The organism is Bradyrhizobium sp. Ai1a-2 (assembly GCF_000426245.1).
GTDB lineage: Bacteria > Pseudomonadota > Alphaproteobacteria > Rhizobiales > Xanthobacteraceae > Bradyrhizobium.
Map to the genome: position 1 here is coordinate 1 of NZ_AUEZ01000047.1, position 19595 is coordinate 19595.

18 protein-coding genes are annotated in these 19595 nt (G+C 62.7%); 8 read left to right on the forward strand and 10 right to left on the reverse strand.

What is annotated here, in order from left to right; translation table 11 throughout:
• Positions 1-169 precede the first annotated feature (169 nt).
• Positions 170-1756, reverse strand: a complete 1587-nt coding sequence (locus K288_RS0126280; protein ID WP_027582254.1) for a DHA2 family efflux MFS transporter permease subunit — start codon at positions 1754-1756, stop codon at positions 170-172.
• Between the two features lie 43 nt (positions 1757-1799).
• Positions 1800-3095, reverse strand: a complete 1296-nt coding sequence (locus tag K288_RS0126285) for an HlyD family secretion protein (protein WP_027582255.1) — start codon at positions 3093-3095, stop codon at positions 1800-1802.
• A 185-nt stretch (positions 3096-3280) separates the two neighbouring features.
• Between K288_RS0126285 and K288_RS0126290 the strand changes: the two genes are divergently transcribed.
• Entirely contained in the window at positions 3281-3919 is a 639-nt protein-coding gene (locus K288_RS0126290; RefSeq protein WP_027582256.1) for a TetR/AcrR family transcriptional regulator, read from the forward strand.
• Positions 3920-4091: 172 nt separating this feature from the next.
• On the opposite strand, the gene K288_RS0126295 is transcribed toward K288_RS0126290, so the two are convergent.
• The 7 genes from K288_RS0126295 to K288_RS0126325 form a co-directional block, all read right to left on the reverse strand.
• On the reverse strand, positions 4092-4322 hold the full coding sequence (locus tag K288_RS0126295) for a hypothetical protein (protein ID WP_027582257.1): 231 nt from the start codon (positions 4320-4322) through the stop codon (positions 4092-4094).
• A 154-nt stretch (positions 4323-4476) separates the two neighbouring features.
• The gene (locus K288_RS0126300; protein ID WP_027582258.1) at positions 4477-5532 is read right to left on the reverse strand and encodes an ABC transporter substrate-binding protein; all 1056 of its coding nucleotides are present in this window, start codon (positions 5530-5532) and stop codon (positions 4477-4479) included.
• Between the two features lie 4 nt (positions 5533-5536).
• Positions 5537-5869, reverse strand: coding sequence for a hypothetical protein (locus tag K288_RS0126305; RefSeq protein ID WP_027582259.1), 333 nt, complete (start codon positions 5867-5869; stop codon positions 5537-5539).
• Positions 5866-6624 (reverse strand): ABC transporter ATP-binding protein, encoded by a 759-nt coding sequence (locus K288_RS0126310; RefSeq protein WP_027582260.1) that lies wholly within the window; start codon positions 6622-6624, stop codon positions 5866-5868. Before K288_RS0126310 ends, K288_RS0126305 begins: the two co-directional genes overlap by 4 nt.
• The gene (locus K288_RS0126315; RefSeq protein WP_027582261.1) at positions 6621-7427 is read right to left on the reverse strand and encodes an ABC transporter permease; all 807 of its coding nucleotides are present in this window, start codon (positions 7425-7427) and stop codon (positions 6621-6623) included. The genes K288_RS0126310 and K288_RS0126315 overlap by 4 nt, the downstream gene beginning before the upstream one ends.
• Positions 7424-8245 (reverse strand): ABC transporter permease, encoded by an 822-nt coding sequence (locus K288_RS0126320; RefSeq protein ID WP_043160746.1) that lies wholly within the window; start codon positions 8243-8245, stop codon positions 7424-7426. The genes K288_RS0126315 and K288_RS0126320 overlap by 4 nt, the downstream gene beginning before the upstream one ends.
• Before the next feature lie 223 nt (positions 8246-8468).
• Entirely contained in the window at positions 8469-9668 is a 1200-nt protein-coding gene (locus K288_RS0126325; protein WP_027582263.1) for an extensin family protein, read from the reverse strand.
• Between the two features lie 403 nt (positions 9669-10071).
• Between K288_RS0126325 and K288_RS0126335 the strand changes: the two genes are divergently transcribed.
• Positions 10072-10902: a tetratricopeptide repeat protein gene (locus tag K288_RS0126335; protein ID WP_244443260.1), complete on the forward strand. Its 831-nt coding sequence runs from the start codon at positions 10072-10074 to the stop codon at positions 10900-10902.
• Between the two features lie 110 nt (positions 10903-11012).
• Here the strand turns inward: K288_RS0126335 and K288_RS0126340 are convergent, their stop codons facing one another.
• A complete protein-coding gene (locus tag K288_RS0126340; protein WP_244443261.1) occupies positions 11013-13901 on the reverse strand; it encodes a winged helix-turn-helix domain-containing protein in 2889 nt (962 codons plus the stop codon).
• 209 nt (positions 13902-14110) lie between these two features.
• On the opposite strand from K288_RS0126340, the gene K288_RS0126345 reads away from it, so the two are divergent.
• From K288_RS0126345 to K288_RS0126370, 6 genes are all read left to right on the forward strand, one after another.
• The gene (locus K288_RS0126345) at positions 14111-14371 is read left to right on the forward strand and encodes a hypothetical protein (RefSeq protein WP_152535678.1); all 261 of its coding nucleotides are present in this window, start codon (positions 14111-14113) and stop codon (positions 14369-14371) included.
• 218 nt (positions 14372-14589) lie between these two features.
• Entirely contained in the window at positions 14590-15573 is a 984-nt protein-coding gene (locus K288_RS0126350) for an MBL fold metallo-hydrolase (RefSeq protein WP_027582267.1), read from the forward strand.
• Between the two features lie 82 nt (positions 15574-15655).
• Positions 15656-16093, forward strand: coding sequence for a DsrE family protein (locus K288_RS0126355; protein WP_027582268.1), 438 nt, complete (start codon positions 15656-15658; stop codon positions 16091-16093).
• 275 nt (positions 16094-16368) lie between these two features.
• A complete protein-coding gene (locus K288_RS0126360; protein WP_027582269.1) occupies positions 16369-18717 on the forward strand; it encodes a TonB-dependent siderophore receptor in 2349 nt (782 codons plus the stop codon).
• Between the two features lie 123 nt (positions 18718-18840).
• Positions 18841-19101 (forward strand): GlsB/YeaQ/YmgE family stress response membrane protein, encoded by a 261-nt coding sequence (locus tag K288_RS0126365; RefSeq protein WP_027582270.1) that lies wholly within the window; start codon positions 18841-18843, stop codon positions 19099-19101.
• Between the two features lie 187 nt (positions 19102-19288).
• Entirely contained in the window at positions 19289-19579 is a 291-nt protein-coding gene (locus K288_RS0126370; protein WP_027582271.1) for a hypothetical protein, read from the forward strand.
• Positions 19580-19595: the final 16 nt, after the last annotated feature.

Genomic DNA, 19595 nt, shown 5'->3' on the forward strand with positions numbered 1-19595 from the left:
GCGTCAAACCCCGAAAGCTTGCAATCTCAAACCCCCTCACGACCGAAAAATCGACTCCACATCAATGGCTTGGGCGATTCTTCACGGACGACAAATTCCGCTTATTTTTCAACGATGGGCAGCTGGGAAGGCGCAATCCGCCCCTGGACCACGCTACGCTTTTTGTACGCTAATGTCCGTCGCCCGCGGGTGCCGCCGCCGACGGCTTGTTCAGCAGGAGGACGAGAAGACTGAGCCCGACATAGAACACGGTCAGCATGAAGAAGGCGTCGCCATAGCCCATCACCGCGGCCTGGCGGTGCACGATCTGCGACAATTGCTTCAGCGCCATCATCGCGGAATCGCCCATGCCATGCATGCGCTGCGTGAACATGTTGAGCGTCTCGACCGCCGTCGCATTGCCCCAATGCACCCGATCGTGCAGACGCGAGATGTGCAGATCGGTGCGGTCGTTCAGCACCTGGTTGATGACCGCCAATCCCACCGCGCCGCCGAGGTTCCGCATCAGGTTGAACAGGCCGGAGGCGTTCTTGACCAGATGCGGCGCCAGCGTGCCGAGCGCGATGTTGTTGGTCGGCACCATCGCGCACATCATGCCGATGCCGCGCAGGATCTGCGGCACCAGGAGATCGTAGAAGTCAAAGTCGCGAGTGATCCAGGTCATCTGCCAGGAGCCGAGCGCGAAGGTGACGAGGCCGAAGGCGATGATGTAGCGCAGGTCGACCTTCTGCATCAGCTTGCCGACGACCGGCGCCATCAGGAACATCGTGATGCCGGAGACGAACATGGTCTCGCCGATCATCAGCGCGCTGTAGCCGCGGATCTCCGCCAGATAGCGCGGATAGATATAGGTCAGGCCGTAGAGGCCGATGCCGATGCAGAACTGCAGCACGCAGCCGATCGCGAAGTTGCGGTTACCGAACGTCCTGAGATCGACGATCGGCTCTTCAACGCTGAATACGCGCCAGAAGAAGGCGATCGCGGAGACGAAGCCGACCGCGGCGAAGATCGCAACCGACGTGTCCTGCAGCCACTCATACTGAGGCCCCTCCTCCAGCACATATTCCAGCGAGCCGAGGAAGCCCGCCATGAACAGGAGGCCCCACCAGTCGAAGCGCTCGAGCAATGCGAAATTCGGCTGGTCGAAATCGATCAGCGCGAGCACGCCGATGGTGATGCCGATGCCGGGCACGATATTGATGAAGAACAGCCAGTGCCACGACATCAGGTCCGTGATGTAGCCGCCCACCGTCGGACCAATCGTCGGCGCCAGCGTCGCGACGAGGCCGATGATCGGCGCGACGATGTGAAACTTGGAGCGTGGAAAGATCGTGTAGGCGGAGGCGAACACGGTCGGGATCATGCCGGCGCCCAGAAATCCCTGCAGCGCGCGCCAGAGGATCATCTGCTCGATCGAGGTGGCGAAGCCGCACAGGAAGCTCGAGACGGTGAAACCGAAGGCGGAGATCGCAAACAACAGCCGCGTGCCGAGCGCGCGCGACAGGAAGCCGGACAACGGAATGGCGATGACCTCGGCGATCAGATAGGCGGTCTGCACCCAGGAGACTTCGCTCGAGCTCGCCGAGAGGCCGGCCTGGATGTCCGAGAGCGACGCCGAAACGATCTGGATGTCCAGGATCGACATGAACATCCCGAACACCATGATGACGAAAGCGACCACCCGCTTCGGCTCGATACGCTCGCTGGCGGCCGCGGCGTTCATCATGTTCGGCGAAGCGGTGGTGGCGTCGGCCATATCTGCTCACCTGCGCCCGGGATTTTCTTCCGGACTCAAAATATCACTGCGGATGAATCATCATCGGTGCATCGAGATCGGCGTCATTGTCCGCGTCGTGTGCGCCTTCGCTTGTGTCCACGGTGGTGTAGACCGACATGCCGGCGCGCAGCAGATTTTGTCGCGCGACGTTCTTCGGCACGCGGATGCGGATCGGCAGCCGCTGCACGATCTTGGTGAAATTGCCGGTGGCGTTGTCCGGCGGCAGCAGGGTGAACACCGAGCCCGCGGCCGGTGAAATGCTGTCGACCACGCCCTTGAACTTGCGGTGGCCATAGGCGTCGACCGAAATCGTCACCGGCTGGCCCGGGCGGATGCGCTTGAGCTGGGTCTCTTTATAGTTGGCGTCGATGAAGACGTCGTCGAGCGGCACTACATTGCCGAGCCGTTGGCCGACCTGGATGAAGTCGCCGACATTGACGAGACGGTTGGAGAAGGTGCCATCGACCGGCGCGCGCACCGTGGCGAAATCGAGGTCACGCTCTGCCTTGGCGAGCTGGGTCTGCAGTTCAGCGAGGGTGGCGCGGGCTTCATTCTGCTGCGCCCTGGTCACCTCGACATTGTCGCGCGCGGCATCATACGCGGCCTGCGCCGACTTCACCGCGGCGACGCCCTGGTCACGGCTTGCCTCCGAGACTTCGAAAGTGGCGCGCGAAGCAAAGCCCTTGGTGCTCAGCGCCTGCTGGCGGTCGAAATCGAGGCCGGCGCGCTTCAGGTTCGCTTCGGAGGACGCGAGCTGTGCCTGCGCCTGCTCGACCGCGCTTTCAAGCGCGGTGACCTGGCGGCCGATGCGCTCGATGGTCGCCTGCTGGGTGGCGATCTTGCTGCGCGCCGCGTCGACCGCGATCCGGTAGTCGCCGTCGTCGATCCGGAAGATCACTTCGCCGGCACGGACGATCGTGTTGTCGGCAGGCAGGATCGCCGCCAGATGGCCGGAGACACGCGCGCCGAGCATGGAGTTGTTGGCGCGCACATAGGCGTCATCGGTCGATACGTAGAAACGTCCGGCCACGAACCAGTAGACGCCGTAGCCGACCGCGGCGAGCGCGAGCAGGCCCATCACTCCCATCATGACGAATTTGCGCTTGGCGGGCTTTGGTGCGGCAGCGGTTTGTGCTTGCGCCGCCGGCTGCTCCGGTGCGGGCGCGGCTGGCGTTTCGACAGGCCGGCGCTTGGCTTCTTCGGCAGCGGGGCCACGAAGCTGCTCTGCTGGCTGAGCTGATGTGTTGCGCACGGACTCGCCCTCGACCTCCGGATCAGAGCGAACGACGCGTGCAGCCTGATCTCTCGCCGCGGCCATAGCCGGACTCCTCATTTACCCCGTCACGACGCAAGCGAGGCCCTGCGGCCGGTGCGGCATCGTGTCTTTACATCTATCATTGACCGAACGGTTCGGTCAAGTTACATGAGTTTGGAGGAACCCTAAGGAGAAAATCGCTTCCGGACAGTACCCCGGATGGAAATGTTCTCCGAGAGGCTAAACCAATGGTTGCAGGTCAGACATTCCCTCTTCACATCGTCGCCGAGGAGGACTCCTCCAAGCGGCGGCAAATTCTCGACGGCGCCCGCAAGGTGTTCCTGGAATTGGGTTTCGACGGCGCCAGCATGGGCGAGATCGCCCGTGCCGCCGGGGTCTCCAAGGGCACGCTTTACGTCTACTTCGACGACAAGTGCCGGCTGTTCGAGGCGATCGTCGAGGAAGAGAAGATCGAGCAGAGCAAGACCGCGTTCACCTTCGATCCGGAGCGCGACGTCGATACAACCCTGCCGGAATTCGGACGCGCGTATGTGGCGCTGCTGTGCCGGCCGGGCGGCGGCTCGGCGATCCGCACGGTGATGGCGATCGCCGAACGGATGCCTGAGGTCGGCAGCCGATTTTACGAGCAGGTGATCGCGAGCAACGTCAAACGCTTTGCGACCTATCTCGAAGCTCGCGCCGACCACGGCGAGCTCGTGATCGACAATTTCGAGCTCGCCGCCTGGCAATTCATGCAGATGTGCCAGGCGACGCTGTTTCAGGCTTTCATCTTCCAGGCCAAGCCGTCACCCTCGCCCGAACAGATCGCCACGGTGGTGGACAGCGCGACGCGGGTGTTCTTGGCGGCGTATCGCGGGAAGAAGTGAGGCGCTTGCTCCCCTGTCGCAATGACGAAATCAATCGCCGCCTCCGGCGACAACAGCCGCAAGCTGGTCGTCTCCGACTGCAATTGATGAGACATGGCACATCCACGTCCGGCAAGATCAACGAGTGGCCCTGTCAGGGCCGCTCATCGCTTCGCTGATGACGCTTGGTTCCCTAATAGCGCTTGGCGGCACTGCCGGTGGTCTGGCCCGGCTCGGAGGCGCCCGGCGCCTTCGATTTCTTCGCGCTCTTCATCTTGTGTTTCGGTGCCGCCTGGGCCGTCGACTTGGTCGCCTTCTGCATCTGTTGCCCGGTCGTCTGGCCCGCAACACCCTGAGTGCCTTGCGCGAACGCGGGAACGGCAAACACAAGCAGCGCTGCTGTCATCGCTGACTTGAGGTACATGATTTTCCTCCTCTTCAGAGAAGGCATAACCACTACGATTGCAGCGCAGTTCCGAGGAACTGCCCTGCGATTGCATATTTTTCCCGAATTTACGACGGAGTCGTCATTCCGGGGCGAGACGGAGCATCGAGCCCGGAATGACATCAGAGGTGCCTCACGGCGCGAAGGTGTACCCCGGACCGATGGCCGCGGCCTCCGGGATTGGCGGCAGGTCGGAGAACAGCTCGGGGTGATTCTTCATCACCTTCAGGATGTATTTCGGCTCGATATGCTTGTTGACGTCGAAGGTCGCCTTGATGATCCCGAGCCGCGAGAGACGGTCTTCGGCACTGTAGAGCGCGCGATAATTGTTCGCCGACAGACGGCGGTCCGCCTGCTGGATGTTGAACTGCATCGCGGCTTCGGCGATTTCCTGCTTGAGGCCGGGGATCCAGCGGGTCGCGACCTGCCCCGCCTGCTTCGGGTTCTTGCGCATCCACTGATCGGCTTCGGAGACCGCAGCCAGGAATTTCTCGATGGTGTCGCCGTTGGCCTGCACCCACGGACGAAGCGCAACGTTGAAGCCGAGATAAGAGATCACGTCGCCACCGCGAACGAGCTCGACCGCGCCCGGCACGTCCTTGCCCGCCACGATCGGCCACGGATCCCAGCCGGAGAAGGCGTCGATACCCTTGGCGAGCAGCGCGACCGTCATGTCCGGCGGCGGCGTATTCACCAAGGTGACCTCCTCCGGCTTCAGCCCGGCCTTCTCCAGGATGGCGAGGATATAGAGGTGATTGATGGTGCCGAAGGACGCCGCGATCTTCTTGCCCTTCAGGCTCGCAAGGTCGCCCTTGGTGATCCCCGAGCCTTCGCGCGCGATGACCGCCATGGTCGCATCCGAGCCGGCCTTGGTGGCGTTGCCGCTATAATTGCCGAGCGCGACCAGATCCATGCCGCGCAGCACCGCGCCGATCATGGGCACGCCGACCTGCACGATCTCGCTCTCGCCGGCCTGCAGCGCGTTGAGGGCGTCGACGCCGGTTGCGTAGGGCCGCGCGATGGTGACATCGAGGCCGTATTTCTCGAAGAAGCCGCGCTCGAGCGCGATCGGCAATCCGATCTGATCGATGCCGGTGACCATGCCGGCCTTCAGCTTGGTCAGCGTCTGCGCGCCCGATGGCGTGCAGAGCAGCGCGAACGCCATCGCGAGCAGCAATAATCGTTTCATTCTCCTACCCTCCCGGTTTTATCGGCCCCACCGCCGTCACCCAGTACGGCCGGGCGACGGCGTTGAGGTCCGTTCGTTTGACGCCACGTAATTCAATGGAATGCTCGTCGGTGCCCGAGACGCGTCCATATTGCTGGAATGCGAGCACGTGAAAGCGCTCGGGCGTGAATGGCAGCTCGATCTGCACATTGACCTTCTCGGACGTGCCGGCGAGTTCCGGCGCGATCTTGCCAGGCGCGGCCAAGGTCAGCCAAAGCTGAAAGCCAGCCCAGGCGGCAATGACGCCGAGCACGATACGGCCCTTGGTCGATCGCAAGGCTTCCGTGACGAGGCTCATGCGGCGCGCACCATCTGCAGCACGCGCGCGGAGAGCTGCTTGAACTGGTCGTCCTTGACCAGATCATCCCACACCCGCGGGCGCGGCAGGTCGATCTCGATCTGGTCGAGGACCCGCCCCTTCGAAAGAACGACGACGCGGTTGGCGAGGAACACCGCCTCCGGCACGTCATGGGTGATGAACAGCACGGTCGGCTTGCGCTCCTGCCAGATCCGCGTCAGCTCTTCCTGCAAGGTCATGCGCGTCTGCGCATCGACGCTGGCGAAGGGCTCATCCATCAGCAGCACATCCGGATTGTTGGCGAGCGCGCGCACCACGCCGACGCGCTGCTGCATGCCGCCGGACAATTCGTTGGGATAGCGGTGCGCCGCGTGCGAAAGGCCGGCGAGTGCGAGATATTCGCGCGCGATGCGGTCGCGCTCGGCCTTCGGCACGCCGCGCATCTTCGGGCCGAAGCCGACATTGTCGAGCACGGTCTTCCAGGGAAACAGCGCAAACGACTGGAACACGACGCCGCGCTCCGGGCCGGGTCCCTTGACCGGCTTGCCGTCGAGCAGGATCTCGCCGCCGGTATAGGGGATGAAGCCCGCGATCATGTTGAGGATGGTGGTCTTGCCGCAGCCGGACGGGCCGACCACCGAGACGAACTCGCCCTGCTCGACCTCGATCGAGACGTCGTGGACGGCGTTGACATGCGAGCCGGCATACGGATCGAAATAGGTCTTTGCGAGGTTCTTGAGCGAAAGCGTCTTCATGATGTCACCAATCCCCAGCGCTGGCCGGTCGCGCGCTCGAGCGGCGCGAGGATCCAGGCGTCCACGATGTACCAGAGCAATCCGAGAATGATCATGCCGAGCAGGATCTCGACGGTGGAGCCGGAGCGGCGCGCATCGAACATCATGAAGCCGATGCCGCTGGTGCCGACGATCATCTCGACCGCAATCAGCGCGCGCCAGCCATAGCCGAGGCCGTTGCGCAGGCCGGTGATGATGTTGGGCAGCGCACCCGGCAGCGTCACCTCCCACAGCACGCGCGCCGGCGATGCGCCGAGACTGCGGGCAGCACGCGCGAGATCGCGCGGCACGGATTCGACGCCGAGCACGGTGTTGAGCACCACCGGGAACAGCACGGTATAGACGATGACGAAGGTCATCGTCGTGAGCCCGAAGCCGAACCAGATCAGGAGGATCGGCAACCACGCGATGTCGCCGATCGCCTGGAAGAACAAAAGGATCGGCCAGCAGATGCGATGCGCCCAGCGGCTGGTGCCGATCAACACGCCTAAGGGAATGCCGAGCGCCATGCCGACGGCGGCGCCGGTGAACAGGCGGATCAGGCTGTCGCCGAGATAATCAGGCAGGATGCCTTTGTAGGTCAGCGTGAAGAAGGAGTTCACGACATCGACCGGGCCGGGGAAGAACGCGCGCGGGAAGATGCCGGCGGCGGCAACCGCGCTCCACAACGCCACCACCGGAATGAACGGGATGATGGCCGCCAGCGACGGCCAGCGCCGCGTCATCCGTGCGTAGCCGCTCCAGAACTGCAAGAGAACATTCATGCGCGCCTCACCATGCCCCAGCGCTCGATGGTCGCGCGCTCCAGCGGGACCAGCAGCAGACGGTCGATCAGAAGCCACAGCACGCCGATCACGATCATGCCGAACACGATGACCTCGGTGCGATAGAAATCGCGGGCGACGAACAGCATGTAGCCGAGCCCGACATTGGTCGCGATCATCTCGGCCGCAATCAGGCCGCGCCAGGCGAAACCGAGCCCGGTACGGACGCCGGTGACGATGTTCGGCAGCGCGCCCGGCAACAGCACTTCCGTCAAGAGCGCCCAGCGGCCGGCGCCGAGCGAGCTTGCGGCGTTGCGCAGCGTGTGCGGGATGGTTTTGACGCCGAGCAGCGTGTTGTAGGCGACGACGAAGAACACGGCGTTGAAGATCACGAAGACGATGGCGCCGAAGCCATAGCCGAACCAGAGCGTGGCGATCGGAATCCAGGCGATGCCGGCGAGCACGGAGAAGAAGCGGAACAGCGGCGTCAGGAACGCTGCGACTGTCGGGCTCACGCCCATCGCGATCCCGAGCGGCACGGCGGTGATGATGCCGATCAGCGTGCCGAGACCGACGCGCAGCAGGCTCGCGCCGATATGGGCAAACAGCGTGCCGTCACGGATGGAATCCATTGCAGCCGTGCCGACCGCGCCGACCGAGGGGAAGACGCGCGGATTGATATCGAACAGCGGGACGACGATGGCCCAGATCGCAACCAGAGCAAGCAGCGGGGCGACGAACATCGCGGCCCCCGCGAGCGAACTGACGCTGCGCGTGAGCCACGGCGATCGCCGCTTGAGACTGCGCGTCACCTCCATGTCGCCTCCCCGATATCGACGCTGCCTTTGCCGGCATTTATTGTCGTTTATCGCGTCCGTGCCTGCTTAGACACGCGACGCCATGCCTCATGTTGCGCAAATTATACGCTCACGCAATCGCCTATCGCGGAGTTGTTCGTTGTCCAGACAATCAAAAGATGTGCCTGACGCCAGAATACCTGCAAGATGACGACGCGCGCGCTGCCAGATAACAACGCCGACGCTACTCGTCGGTGAACTCGTCTTCCTCGTTGACCTTGGCCTTGCGGCTGAACCAGGAGGACTTCTTGCCGCCGAGCGAGCCCGTCACATTCGGGTCACGCGAGGCGTAGGGGTTGCGCGAATTGGCGCGCGCGGCGATCTCCTCGCCGGAGACGGCGGCGGGCTCGCAGATGACGCGGCGGCTGGCGCGGCGCATCAGGTCAACGTGAATGTGATCGTAGTGGAAGCGGTTGGAGCCCGGCGCCAGCACGGTGTTGAACTGCTGGCAGGCCGCACCCTGGACGTCGCGCAAGAAGCCCTGCTCTTCCGGCAGTCCGCGCCAGCCATCCTTCACCGAGATGCGGCGGCCATCGGCGAGCGTGAAGCCGGCGATGTCGAGCGCATTGCCGAAGGCGTGCTCGGAAATATGCGCGCTCGGATTGCCGTTCATGCCGCGGCAGGAATAGGCGGAGATCTGCTTGATCTCGACCACGCGCGCGCCGAACCAGCGCATGGCCGCGGGCTGCACGGAATCGGCAAGCCAGCGGTCGAGCACAGAGACGATCGGACAAGCCAGCGTCGCGGTCGGCTTCAGCGCGACCGGGCCGACCGCGGTGACAGGATTGCCGCGCTCCGGCCCAAGCCGCGGCAGCGGCGCGGCTGCGCCCTGCGATGGCGAATAAGGTGCGGAACCACGGTCGCGCTGCGGATAGCCTTGCGGTGCGCCATAGGCCGGGCCGCCCGGTGGCTCCGGCGTCCCCTCCGCCGGCAAATCGATGTCGTCCTGGTGCGGCGCGACGCCCGGAGCGCTCAGCGAGATCGGCCCGTTCGACGGCGCACCATAGCCGGGCTGGCTTGCCGCCGGATTCGGATAAGGGGCCGGCCGCGGCGCCGGTTGCGGCGCGATCGGCCAGCGCGGCTGGCTGCGGGTTGAGCCGATATCGGCCGGCGGACGCAAATCGTCGGCAAAGCCAAAACTCTGGCTGCTCTCGCCGAGCGCTGCGACCTTGAGCGGGAATTGCGCACCGCACGCGCCGGGACCCGTGATCGGGTCGATGCGCACGAGGTCCGGCCCTTCCCTGACCGCGCCGGATTTCAGGCAAGCGACTTCGGCCTCGGCCCGCCAGGGTTCACGCTCGGCCTGGAAGAAACCGCGACCGCAACCTGCCAGCGAAACAAGGACGACGGAGCCGACGAGATACAAACGAACTCCACGCGTCATGCGCGGCAGAGTCGGCGAATTTATTTAAAGACTCTTCAACGCGTTGTTTTTACTTATCTTTAACCATACGGCCGCCGGCTCGGGACGGGCGCGCGCCGGACGGACAGCATCGCTGGCTTTTTCGGCGGGGAACGGTTTGGTAAATTCACGCGTTCTGTGCGGGCAGGCGCAAACGCTGGGAGCGTTCTGATGGCTATGAGTCTTCTCGTCAGCCGGCTGAGCGTCGTCGCCGCCTATGTTGCGCTCGCCTTTGTCGGCGCGATCGTGCTTGGCCTGTTGTAGGCTTCCCCTGATAAGCTGGATTGGACTTGCGCCCGGCGGTTCTTCCGCCGGGCGCTCAGTTTGATAACAGCGCGTTTGTGTGCAAGACCTGCGCTGCAATTGCAACGAGCGAACATCTCACTTGTCTTCGAAGCCTGAACGACCCGGCGTCGCCGACCAGACATTGCAACGCGCCGCGTTGGCGCTGCAGATGCAGCGGCCAGACGAGGCCGAGCGATTAGCGGCGGCGGTGCTCAAGGCGAACCGCGGCAACGTCGCGGCTGCGGCGCTGTTTGGCCGCGCGTTGATGCTGCAGAACCGCTTCGACGAGGCGATTGCGCCGTTACAGAAGGCCTCGCGCCGCGGCGACGACCCCGCCGCCGAGACCCTGCTCGCGACCGCGCTCGCGGCCACCGGCCGGCGCGACGACGCACTCGATCTCCTGCGCCGCGTGATCACACGACGGCCCACCTTCCCGCCGGCTTTCCTTGAATATGCCGGCCAGCTCGCATCGGGCGGAAAGATCGACGAGGCGATCGCCGCGCTCGAGCAGGGTCTTGCGCTAACGCCTGGAATCATCGAGCTGCAACTTCGTTTGGCGACGCTTTATATCGGCCGCAACAAGCGCGCCGAGGCGCGCGCGTTGCTGCAGCAGGCAGCAACTGCCGCGCCTGCGCGCCCCGACGTGCTGGCTGAACTTGCCCGCGTGATGGTGCTGGACGGCGACTACGCCGCGGCCGTCGCCATCTTCCGCCGCGCGCTTGCGCTGCGGCCGGACGATCCGCCAACGCGCGCCAATCTCGGCATCTGCCTGATGGAGATGGGCGAGCGCGCCGCGGGCGAGGCAAGCGTTCGTGAAGCCGCGCGCGGCAGGCCCGAGATGACGGGTCGCGCCATCATGTCGCTCGCTGCCGCCTCGCGCGGCCGCTTCTTCCTGCGCCCAAGCGCCGCGGTGAAATTTTTGACCGGCTAGAGCATTTTCGGTCCTGATTGAATCAGAACCGAAGCTCTAGATTCTTGTTTTGGCGCGTTTTCTTCACGCGAACCGGTATCCACTTCGCTCGAAAACGCTCTAGCGTCCAGTCAACGACTTGAGTCCTGCGCTTCGTCGGCTGATACAGTTTCGAGTATCGCGCGCGCAGACCGCAAATCCGCTGTCTCGAATCCCTCGGTGAACCGGCTATAGACCGGTGCGAGGACCTGCCTTGATTGTTCATGACGGCCTTGCGTTGCCATCAAGCGCGCGAGGCTGGTAGCGGCGCGCAATTCCCAGGCAGGAGCGCCCTGTTGCCTTGCCAACGCCAGGGCTCGCGAGAAGATCCGCGCGGCGGGCTCAGCTGCTGCACCCCCACTGTCCTGCAGCGTCAGCTCGCCCTTGATGCGAAGGAGCTCGGCAAAGCACCACAATTCCTCATCTCGCTCCGACTTGGCGAGCGCCAGCTCTATCGTGCCCGCTGCTTCCGCCATCTGGCCCGAATTCGCCAGCCCTTCAGCCAATATCCCGAGAAACTCGGGCGTGCGCATTGCCCAGCCCATCTCGATCAATGCGTCGATCGACGCGCGCAGGAGCCTGGAGCCGCTCCGGGCGTCGCCGCGTCTGATCAGCAGCACTCCGTTTAGACAACGGCCCCAATTGCTCCAGAACGTCAGCGCGCGGCTCCCCGCGAGATTGATCAGCGTTGCGATATGCCGTTCTGCAAGGGCCAGATCGCCAGACATCAGCGCGATCGGACATGATGCCTCGGCAAGGGCGTAGCAGAGCGACAATGTGTGACCACCTGCGCTGGCTTCGTCGAGGTTGGCTTGCGCTGCGGCCATTGCGTGTTCGGAAAGGCCCTGCACCCAGAGCACTCGCGCCAACATCGCGCGCGCAAGCACGCGCTGATCGAAATGAAATCGGCGGATGTGCTCCTGGCTCCGCGCAGGAGCATAGTTCTTCAATACATTCTCAAGGCAACTGCGCGCATTTGCCTGCTCGCCAAGATAGTGCAGCGCCGTTCCCATCAGCCTTTCGCCCACGAGCCGGTCGGCTGGCGCCGAGGCGCGGTCGGCCAGGTTCAGGAAGCGCTCGGCAAGCGCTCGCGCAATCCGGTTCTCGCCATTGTTGAATCGTTGCGTCCACATGCCCCAGAGCACGCGCAGTTGGTAATCGACATCGCCGAGCTGCTCGGCGATTGCCAATGCATTCGTGAATGCCGCATCGGTCTCCTGCTTCGGGCCGGCGGTGTTGAGAAGCGCGAAACCAAGCGCGGCGTGCAGTTGCATTGCTGCGCGCGACGCCGGAGGCAAGCCGGCGCGCAGGCTGGCAAGGGCAACGTTGACGCGACGACGGCACTCGGCGAGCAGCGACAATTGGAACCAAAGCCGTAAAAAGGCGACCGTAAGCGCCACTCCGATCGGAGCATCGCCTTCCGACGAGAAGGCCCAGTCCAACGCTGCACGTATGTTGTCGATTTCCTGAGCGTGCTGGGGCACGTCTTCAGCCGGCTCCGACAGCGCGGTCGATGTGGTCCCAGCCAGCAAGTCCCGAAAATACTCCGCATGGTGACGTGCCACCCTTTTGGCTTCACCACTTTCGGCCAGTTTTTCGAGCGCGTAAGTCCGTGTTGTCTCAAGAAGGCGCCACCGGCCGGAAGGCTCCGACGCTTCCAAAACCACGAGGGACTTCAAGACCAGGCTTGCAATACCTTCGAGCACAACAGACGCGGTCGCGTCGGTGTCCCCCATAACGGCGGTCGCGGCCTCGACTGTGAAGCCGCCTGCGAAAACAGACAACCGCCGCAGCAGGGTTCGTTCCCAATCCGGCAGGAGCTCGTAGCTCCAGTCGAAGGTGGCACGCAAGGTTTGATGTCGCGGAAGAGCTGTTCGTCGACCGGCAGTCAGCAGACTGAAGCAATCATTCAGCCCGTCCGCGATCTGCCGGATTCCGAGCGTCGCGGCGCGCGCCGCGGCAAACTCGATCGCAAGAGGGATCCCGTCGAGATGCCGGCAGATCGATGCAATGAGCGGAAGGCTCTCTGTGCACGCCAGAAAGCCGGAGCCGAGGGCCATCAACCTGGCAACGAAAAGTCGAACGGCGCTGTACTCATTGATATCGGCCGCCTCTTCCGGAGGCGGCACATCCAGTGGCGGAACGCGGTAGACGTACTCACCTTCGATCCGCAGGATCTCCCGGCTAGTCGCCACTACGCATACATTCGGACACATGCGGATCATCGCTTCGGCGAAGCCGGCGGCGGCGGCAGCGAGATGCTCGCAGTTGTCGAGAACAAGAAGCAGTCGTTCTTCGTTGATGGCACGGGCAATGGACTCGACCGAAATCTCACGGCCCCCCAGCTCAAGGCCGAGGACGGACGCGACGGTAGATGGCACGAGTGCGGGATCTGCCAGCGAGGCCAGTTCGACAAACCAGCAGTCGCCCGCCAAAGTCGGGAAAAGGCTACGCGCGACCTCCAGGGCCAGGACGCTTTTTCCAATCCCGCCCGGCCCGATCAAGGTCACCATCCGATAGGCGGACAAGACGTCCAGCAAGTGCTGCTTTGATGAGCTTCGGCCGATCAGGGCTGATCCCGCTACAGGCACATTGGTTCGATATGGCTGCTCCGGCTTCCGCTTCGACAGACCGTGCGGATGCGAAATTTCGGGCGCCTCCCGAACGGTCCAGGCGCCGAGCAGGCGATAGCCGCGACCGGAGACCGTCTTCAGCAAGCCTCTGTCGGCGCCAAGCGCCTTACGGATAGCAGAGATATGAAATTGGAGTGTGTTTTCCTCGACGACAGCGCCGGGCCACACATGATCCATGAGGTGGTATTTGCTGACGAGCTCCCCGCCTGCCCGAACCAGAACCTCGAGGATCTCGAACGCGCGGCTGCCGATCGGAACGGAGACACCTCGGGATCGCAACTCACGCCGGGCGAGATCAATCTCCCATCCATTCGATGCATAGACGGCTCGTGGGTGCTGTCCTGCCACCTCACGGGTCTCCATTAGTCAAACAACTTTTCAGAAATTCTCAGCACTGGCTCAGGGAATGGCACGCGAAAACACCTTAGACGCTTGTGCTGGCGGCGCGCAAGCGCTGGCCCTGAGCAGCTAGCAAGCGATCACGGATAAGGCAACGAGGACAGTCTCTCATGCCGTGCATTCAGAGAATCGCAACGTTCACTCTCGGAGCAATCATGATGACCCAAGCTGCCGTTGCGAGCCCAAATGTCGCCACTGACCCAAATCTCGATCCGCGCGTCCGGGAATTCCTGATCCAGATCGACAAGGATCCGAGCCCGTTCTGGCAGCTTCCACAACCAAAGCCGCAGCAGATACTGACCGCTCTACAGAACCAGACGCCGGTCGATGTGTCAGGCGCCACAATCACCGAGCGTATGATCACGCAGGGTGGCACCTACGTCTCGCCGCTGCGGGCGAGCCTCGACCAGCTCAAATGATTGCGCCGGCTGGTGCCGCGAGCTGTAGGAAGACAATCCCTACATCTTCTCAACCGAAGGCCCGCGCTGTCGAGGACAATCCCTACAAGTCGCACGGTCACCCAACGCATTGGATGCTGGATTCCGAATTTTGGTCTTGTGATTGGCGAGCTTCGTTCCAACTACGCCGATGTAATCGCGCCACCTTGAAAGCCCATCCAATACATGAGGAATCTCCGATGCCCTTGCGTACCCCGCTGTCACGCCGCGGCTTCTGCACCTGCTGCGCCGTCGTCGCCACCGCCTTCGCAACCAACCGTGGTTGGCTGAAGCCTGATGAGGCCTACGCCGAGTCACGCAACATCGTCGATACGATCCGCGACGCCGCCGCGACGATGCCCCTCCAGGTCCACAAGCTGCGTGGCAATGTGACGGTGCTCGAAGGCTCCGGCGGTAATATCGCGGTTCTCACCGGCGACGACGGCAAGCTGTTCGTCGATGCCGGCATTACCCCGACACGGCCGCGCATCCTGGAGGCGGTCAACAGCCTTAGCCGCGATCCGATCAAGCACCTGATCAACACCCACTGGCACTTCGACCATACGGACGGCAATCAGTGGCTAAACGAGGAAGGCGCTGCCATTCTGGCGCACGAGAACACGCATAAGCATTTGCTGACTGCCCAGAGGGTTGAGGACTGGGACTACAATTTTCCTTCGCCGCCCTTGGCCGCGGTGCCGACCGAGGTGTTCGCTTCGGAAAAACGCCTCAGCCTCAATCGCTCCACCCTCGATCTGAAGCACTATAGCCCCGCGCATACGGACAGCGACATCTCGGTCCGCTTCGCTGAGGCTGATATCCTCCATTGCGGAGACACCTATTGGAACGGCTTCTATCCGTTCATCGACTATTCGACCGGTGGCAACATCGACGGGATGATCCGGGCGACCGAGCAGAACATCGCCGCCACCAGCGGCGAGACCATCGTCATTCCCGGCCACAACATGCCGGGCCAAGCCAGCGCCGTGAGCAACAAGGACGAGTTGATCGGCTATCGCGATATGCTCGTCTCCATCAGGGAGAAGGTCACAACGCTCAAGCGTTCGGGCCGCTCGCTCGATGAGACCATCGCAGCCAAGCCAACCGAGCAGTTCGACGCGAAATGGGGCCAGTTCCTGATCACGCCGGCCTTGTTCACCAGGCTGGTCTACGAGGGCGTCTGATATCCCTCAGCGCCAGGACCATTGCTAGCACGCTTGGCTTCCCTGGAAGCACGGCAAGCCCAAACCCGGTAGGAGCCTTGACATGTCCGCGCTCGAAAAGCCGCTTCACATCGACATCCCCGTAAAGCTGTCGGATGTGAAGATCGTATTCAGTATCGGCGCCCTGCAGTTCGAGGGAGACCTTCCGGCATCGATCTTCCACATGCAGCTTATCAAGGGTGACATCGCGGATTGGAATGCCCGGTCCGAAGTGATCGCTGTGTTTCACACCAACGCCGGTCACGTCACGTTGCATGACGGTGCGTACAACACCGACCGGAACATCGCGACCGGAAATCCCTACAAGGAGCTCGTCGCCGACCTTCAGAAGCGCGGCGTTCAGATCGAGCTATGCGGCGCGACCGCGCGCGCTCATAACTGGGGCAACGCCGATCTCTTGCCCGACATCAGGGTCAATACGGATGCCATGGCGCGCCTCACGCAGCTCGTCCAGGCAGGGTACGTGAAGATCACTGAGTAGGCAGGAAGGCAGAGCACACTTGCTCTGCCTTCCTCAACGCGGTTGGTTTGGACCAGAAGGCGATTTCAGGCAGCCTGTGATGCGCAAGACACAGCTGCTTCTTAGAATAATTCCAATCAATACTGATTTCCCTTCGCTCTCCCCCTGCCAGAGCAAATTCGAACTATTCAAAATTTCAGAGGTGGAATTGCACCGCTCTCATCGTGTTCAAGTGTTGGTCGCCGCGCGCCTCGAGGCGCGCGGCCAACAACGTTCTTGGGGCACAGAAAAAAATGATGAGAGTATCACAGGCGAGCCTTCGCCTATTTGCCTCGGCAAGCTATGTCGCGCTGTGCCTGTCCATCGGGGAAACGGACGCACAAGCGCAGACAGCACCGAGCCAAGGGGGTGCATCTTCTCTGCCCGCGGTCACAGTCAACCCGCCAGAGACGCGACGACGTCCAGCGCCGCCGGCTACGCGCACGTCCACGAACGCGGGACGGGCGCGGCGGACCCAGGCCGCACGCCGAAATGAAACAGCCCCGGCCGCAAGCCCGCCCGCGGCGCCCAGTTTCGGCCCGAGCCAGGCCGCGCAGACGGGAACGGTCGGCGTCTATGCCAACAGCGCGTCGGTCGCCACGAAGACGAACACACCTCTGATCGACATCCCGCAGTCCGTCAGCGTCCTGACCAAGGAGTTCATCCAGGACCAGGGCTTTCAGACCCTGACCGATGTGACGCGCTACGTTCCCGGCGTGGCCATCCACCAGGGCGAAGGCAATCGCGACGAGCTTGTCATTCGCGGCGTGGACTCCAGCGCGAACTTTTTCGTCAACGGCTTCCGCGATGACGTGCAGTATTTCCGCGACCTCTACAACGCCCAGAGCGTCGAGGTGCTGAAGGGGCCGAGCGCATTGACCTTCGGACGCGGCGCCGGCGGTGGTCTCGTGAACCGAACACTGAAGGAAGCGGACGGCACGAGAATTTACCAAGCGACGGCGCAGACCGGTTCCTACAACGACAGGCGCGTGTCGCTCGATGCGGGACAGGCCGTGAACGAGAACGTCGCGGTGCGGCTGAACACCTTCTACGAGAACAGCAATACGTTCCGCGACTATGGTCACTTCGAGCGATACGGTTTCAATCCCACCGTGACGCTGAAGCCGACCGACGACACAAAAATCAAGCTGAGCTACGAATATTACCACGATGAGCGCCTCGCGGATCGCGGTAACCCGTCGCTCGGTCTTCCAGGCGGCGCCACGCGCTTCAACCCGACGGCACCGTTCGCGCCCAATGGCGATCTGACGACGTTCTACGGCAGCCCAATTTACAACCAGGCAAGGGTCGACGTGCAGACCGGCATGGCCGTGATCGAGCACGATTTCGGCAACGGACTGACGGCAAAGAATTCCACGCTCTATGCCGACTACAACCGTGGCTATCGCAACGTCTATCCCGGCGGCACGGGCGGCGGTCCAGGCGGCGGCGCGGTGACGCCGGATCTCACGCAGGTGTCGCTCAACGCGTACCAGAACGATACCCCCCGCGAGAACGTCTTCAACCAAACTGACTTCGTGTACAAGACCGCGACGGGACCGGTCCTTCATACGGTCGCGTTCGGCACAGAATTCGGTCGAGAGACCGGCTTGTCCAGGCGCGACTCCGGCATCTTCCCCGACAACGGGAACAGGGCTTTCGATGTCGTCAATCCGTTCAACCCGACCTATTTCGGACCAGTGCTGTTCACCCACCTTCCGAGCGATGCCAACAGCAAATACCGGCTGAATATCGCCTCAGGCTATGTGCAGGACCAGATCGAGGCGACCCGCTGGCTGCAATTCTTCCTCGGCGCCCGCTACGACAGCTTTGATCTGTCGGCGTTCGATTTCAATACCAACATCAACCGCAGCAGGGTCGATGAGAAGGTCTCTCCGCGCGTCGCGATCATCGTGAAGCCGCTCGACAACCTTTCCGTCTACACCGCCTACAGCACCTCGTTTTTGCCCGCGTCTGGAGACCAGTTCAGCGCGCTGAGCCCGGGGACGCTGATCCTGCAGCCGCAGAAATTCGAGAACACCGAGGTTGGGGTCAAATGGAACATCCAGCCCAAGCTTCTGTTCACGGCGGCCATCTATGAGCTCAACCGTACGAATGTGCCGATTGCCGATCCCAACAATCCGGGCTTCTTCTTCCCCAGCGGCGCCAACCAGATCCGCGGCTTCGAGACGGCGGTCACGGGTTACGTAACACCTGATTGGCAAACAGTCTTTGGCTACGCTTATACCGACGCGCGCATCACCAGCGCGACGTCGCCGACGATCGTGCCCGGCAATCGCGTTCAGCTCGTGCCCTTCAATCAGTTCGCGTGGTGGAACAAGTATCAGATCGATCAGCGATGGGCTGCTTCTCTCGGCATCATTTACTTCTCGGATTCCTTTGCCTCGTCCGACGACACCGTGCGGCTCCCGGGCTTCTGGCGTTTTGATGCGGGCCTGTTTGCAAAGATCGACGAGACATGGAGCGCCCAGCTCAATGTCGAGAACATCTTCAACACCGGCTACTGGGCGACCGCCGATGGCAACAACAACATCTCGCCGGGTCAGGGTCGCACGTTCCGCGTGCTGGCACGGGCGAGGTTCTAGGTTCGCTGCTGGCCGGACGGTCGGCAAGATGTCCACCGCTCCTGTGCAACGCACATACGTTTGTACCAGCGAATCGGCGCGACGTTGTGATAGTATTCCCGTACAATCACGGGGAGTATCCAGATGCCCGAAGCGGAGATTGGCTGGATTGCTGCAATCGTAATTGGTGGTTTGGCAGGCTGGTTTGCCGAGATGTTCATGAAGTCCGGCACCGGCATTCTGATGAACATCATCCTTGGTATCGTCGGCGCTGCGTTGGCAAATTGGCTGCTCAGCCTGTTTGGCGTCGCGCTCGGCGGATGGATCGGTTACTTGATCGCCGGATTCATCGGCGCCTGCATCATCATCTTCCTGTGGCGGGCGATCAGGGGCCGCACCGCTTAGGCGCCGAGGTTAGGCGCCAGGGCTAAGCGCAAAGGCTCCGGTTCTGCTTGAATCAGAACCGAGCTCCGGATTTGTCTTTTGACGCGTTTCCTTTACGCGAACGGGCATCCACTTCGCTCGAAAGCGCTCTAGCTCTGCATCTGAACAACTAAAAGTCGTTCTACGCGGCACTTAAGGGGAGGATTTCGTGGAGCAGATTCTTATCAATCTGGTAGCGGGTGCACTCGGCGGAAACGCGGTGGGAAAGGCGTCCCCGAACTTTGATTTGGGCACGCTGGGCAACACGATTGCCGGCCTCGTCGGCGGCGGTGTTCTCGGTCAGATCATCACTCTGGTGTGGCCGGCGATCGCCACATCGATCCAGAGCGGCAATTTCGACATTGGGTCAATCATTGCCCAGGTGGTCGGTGGCGGCGCAGGTGGCGCGATCCTCACGGCCATCGTCGGAGCGATCAAGAACCGTTCGGCCTCGGCGTAACGCCGACGACCAACGC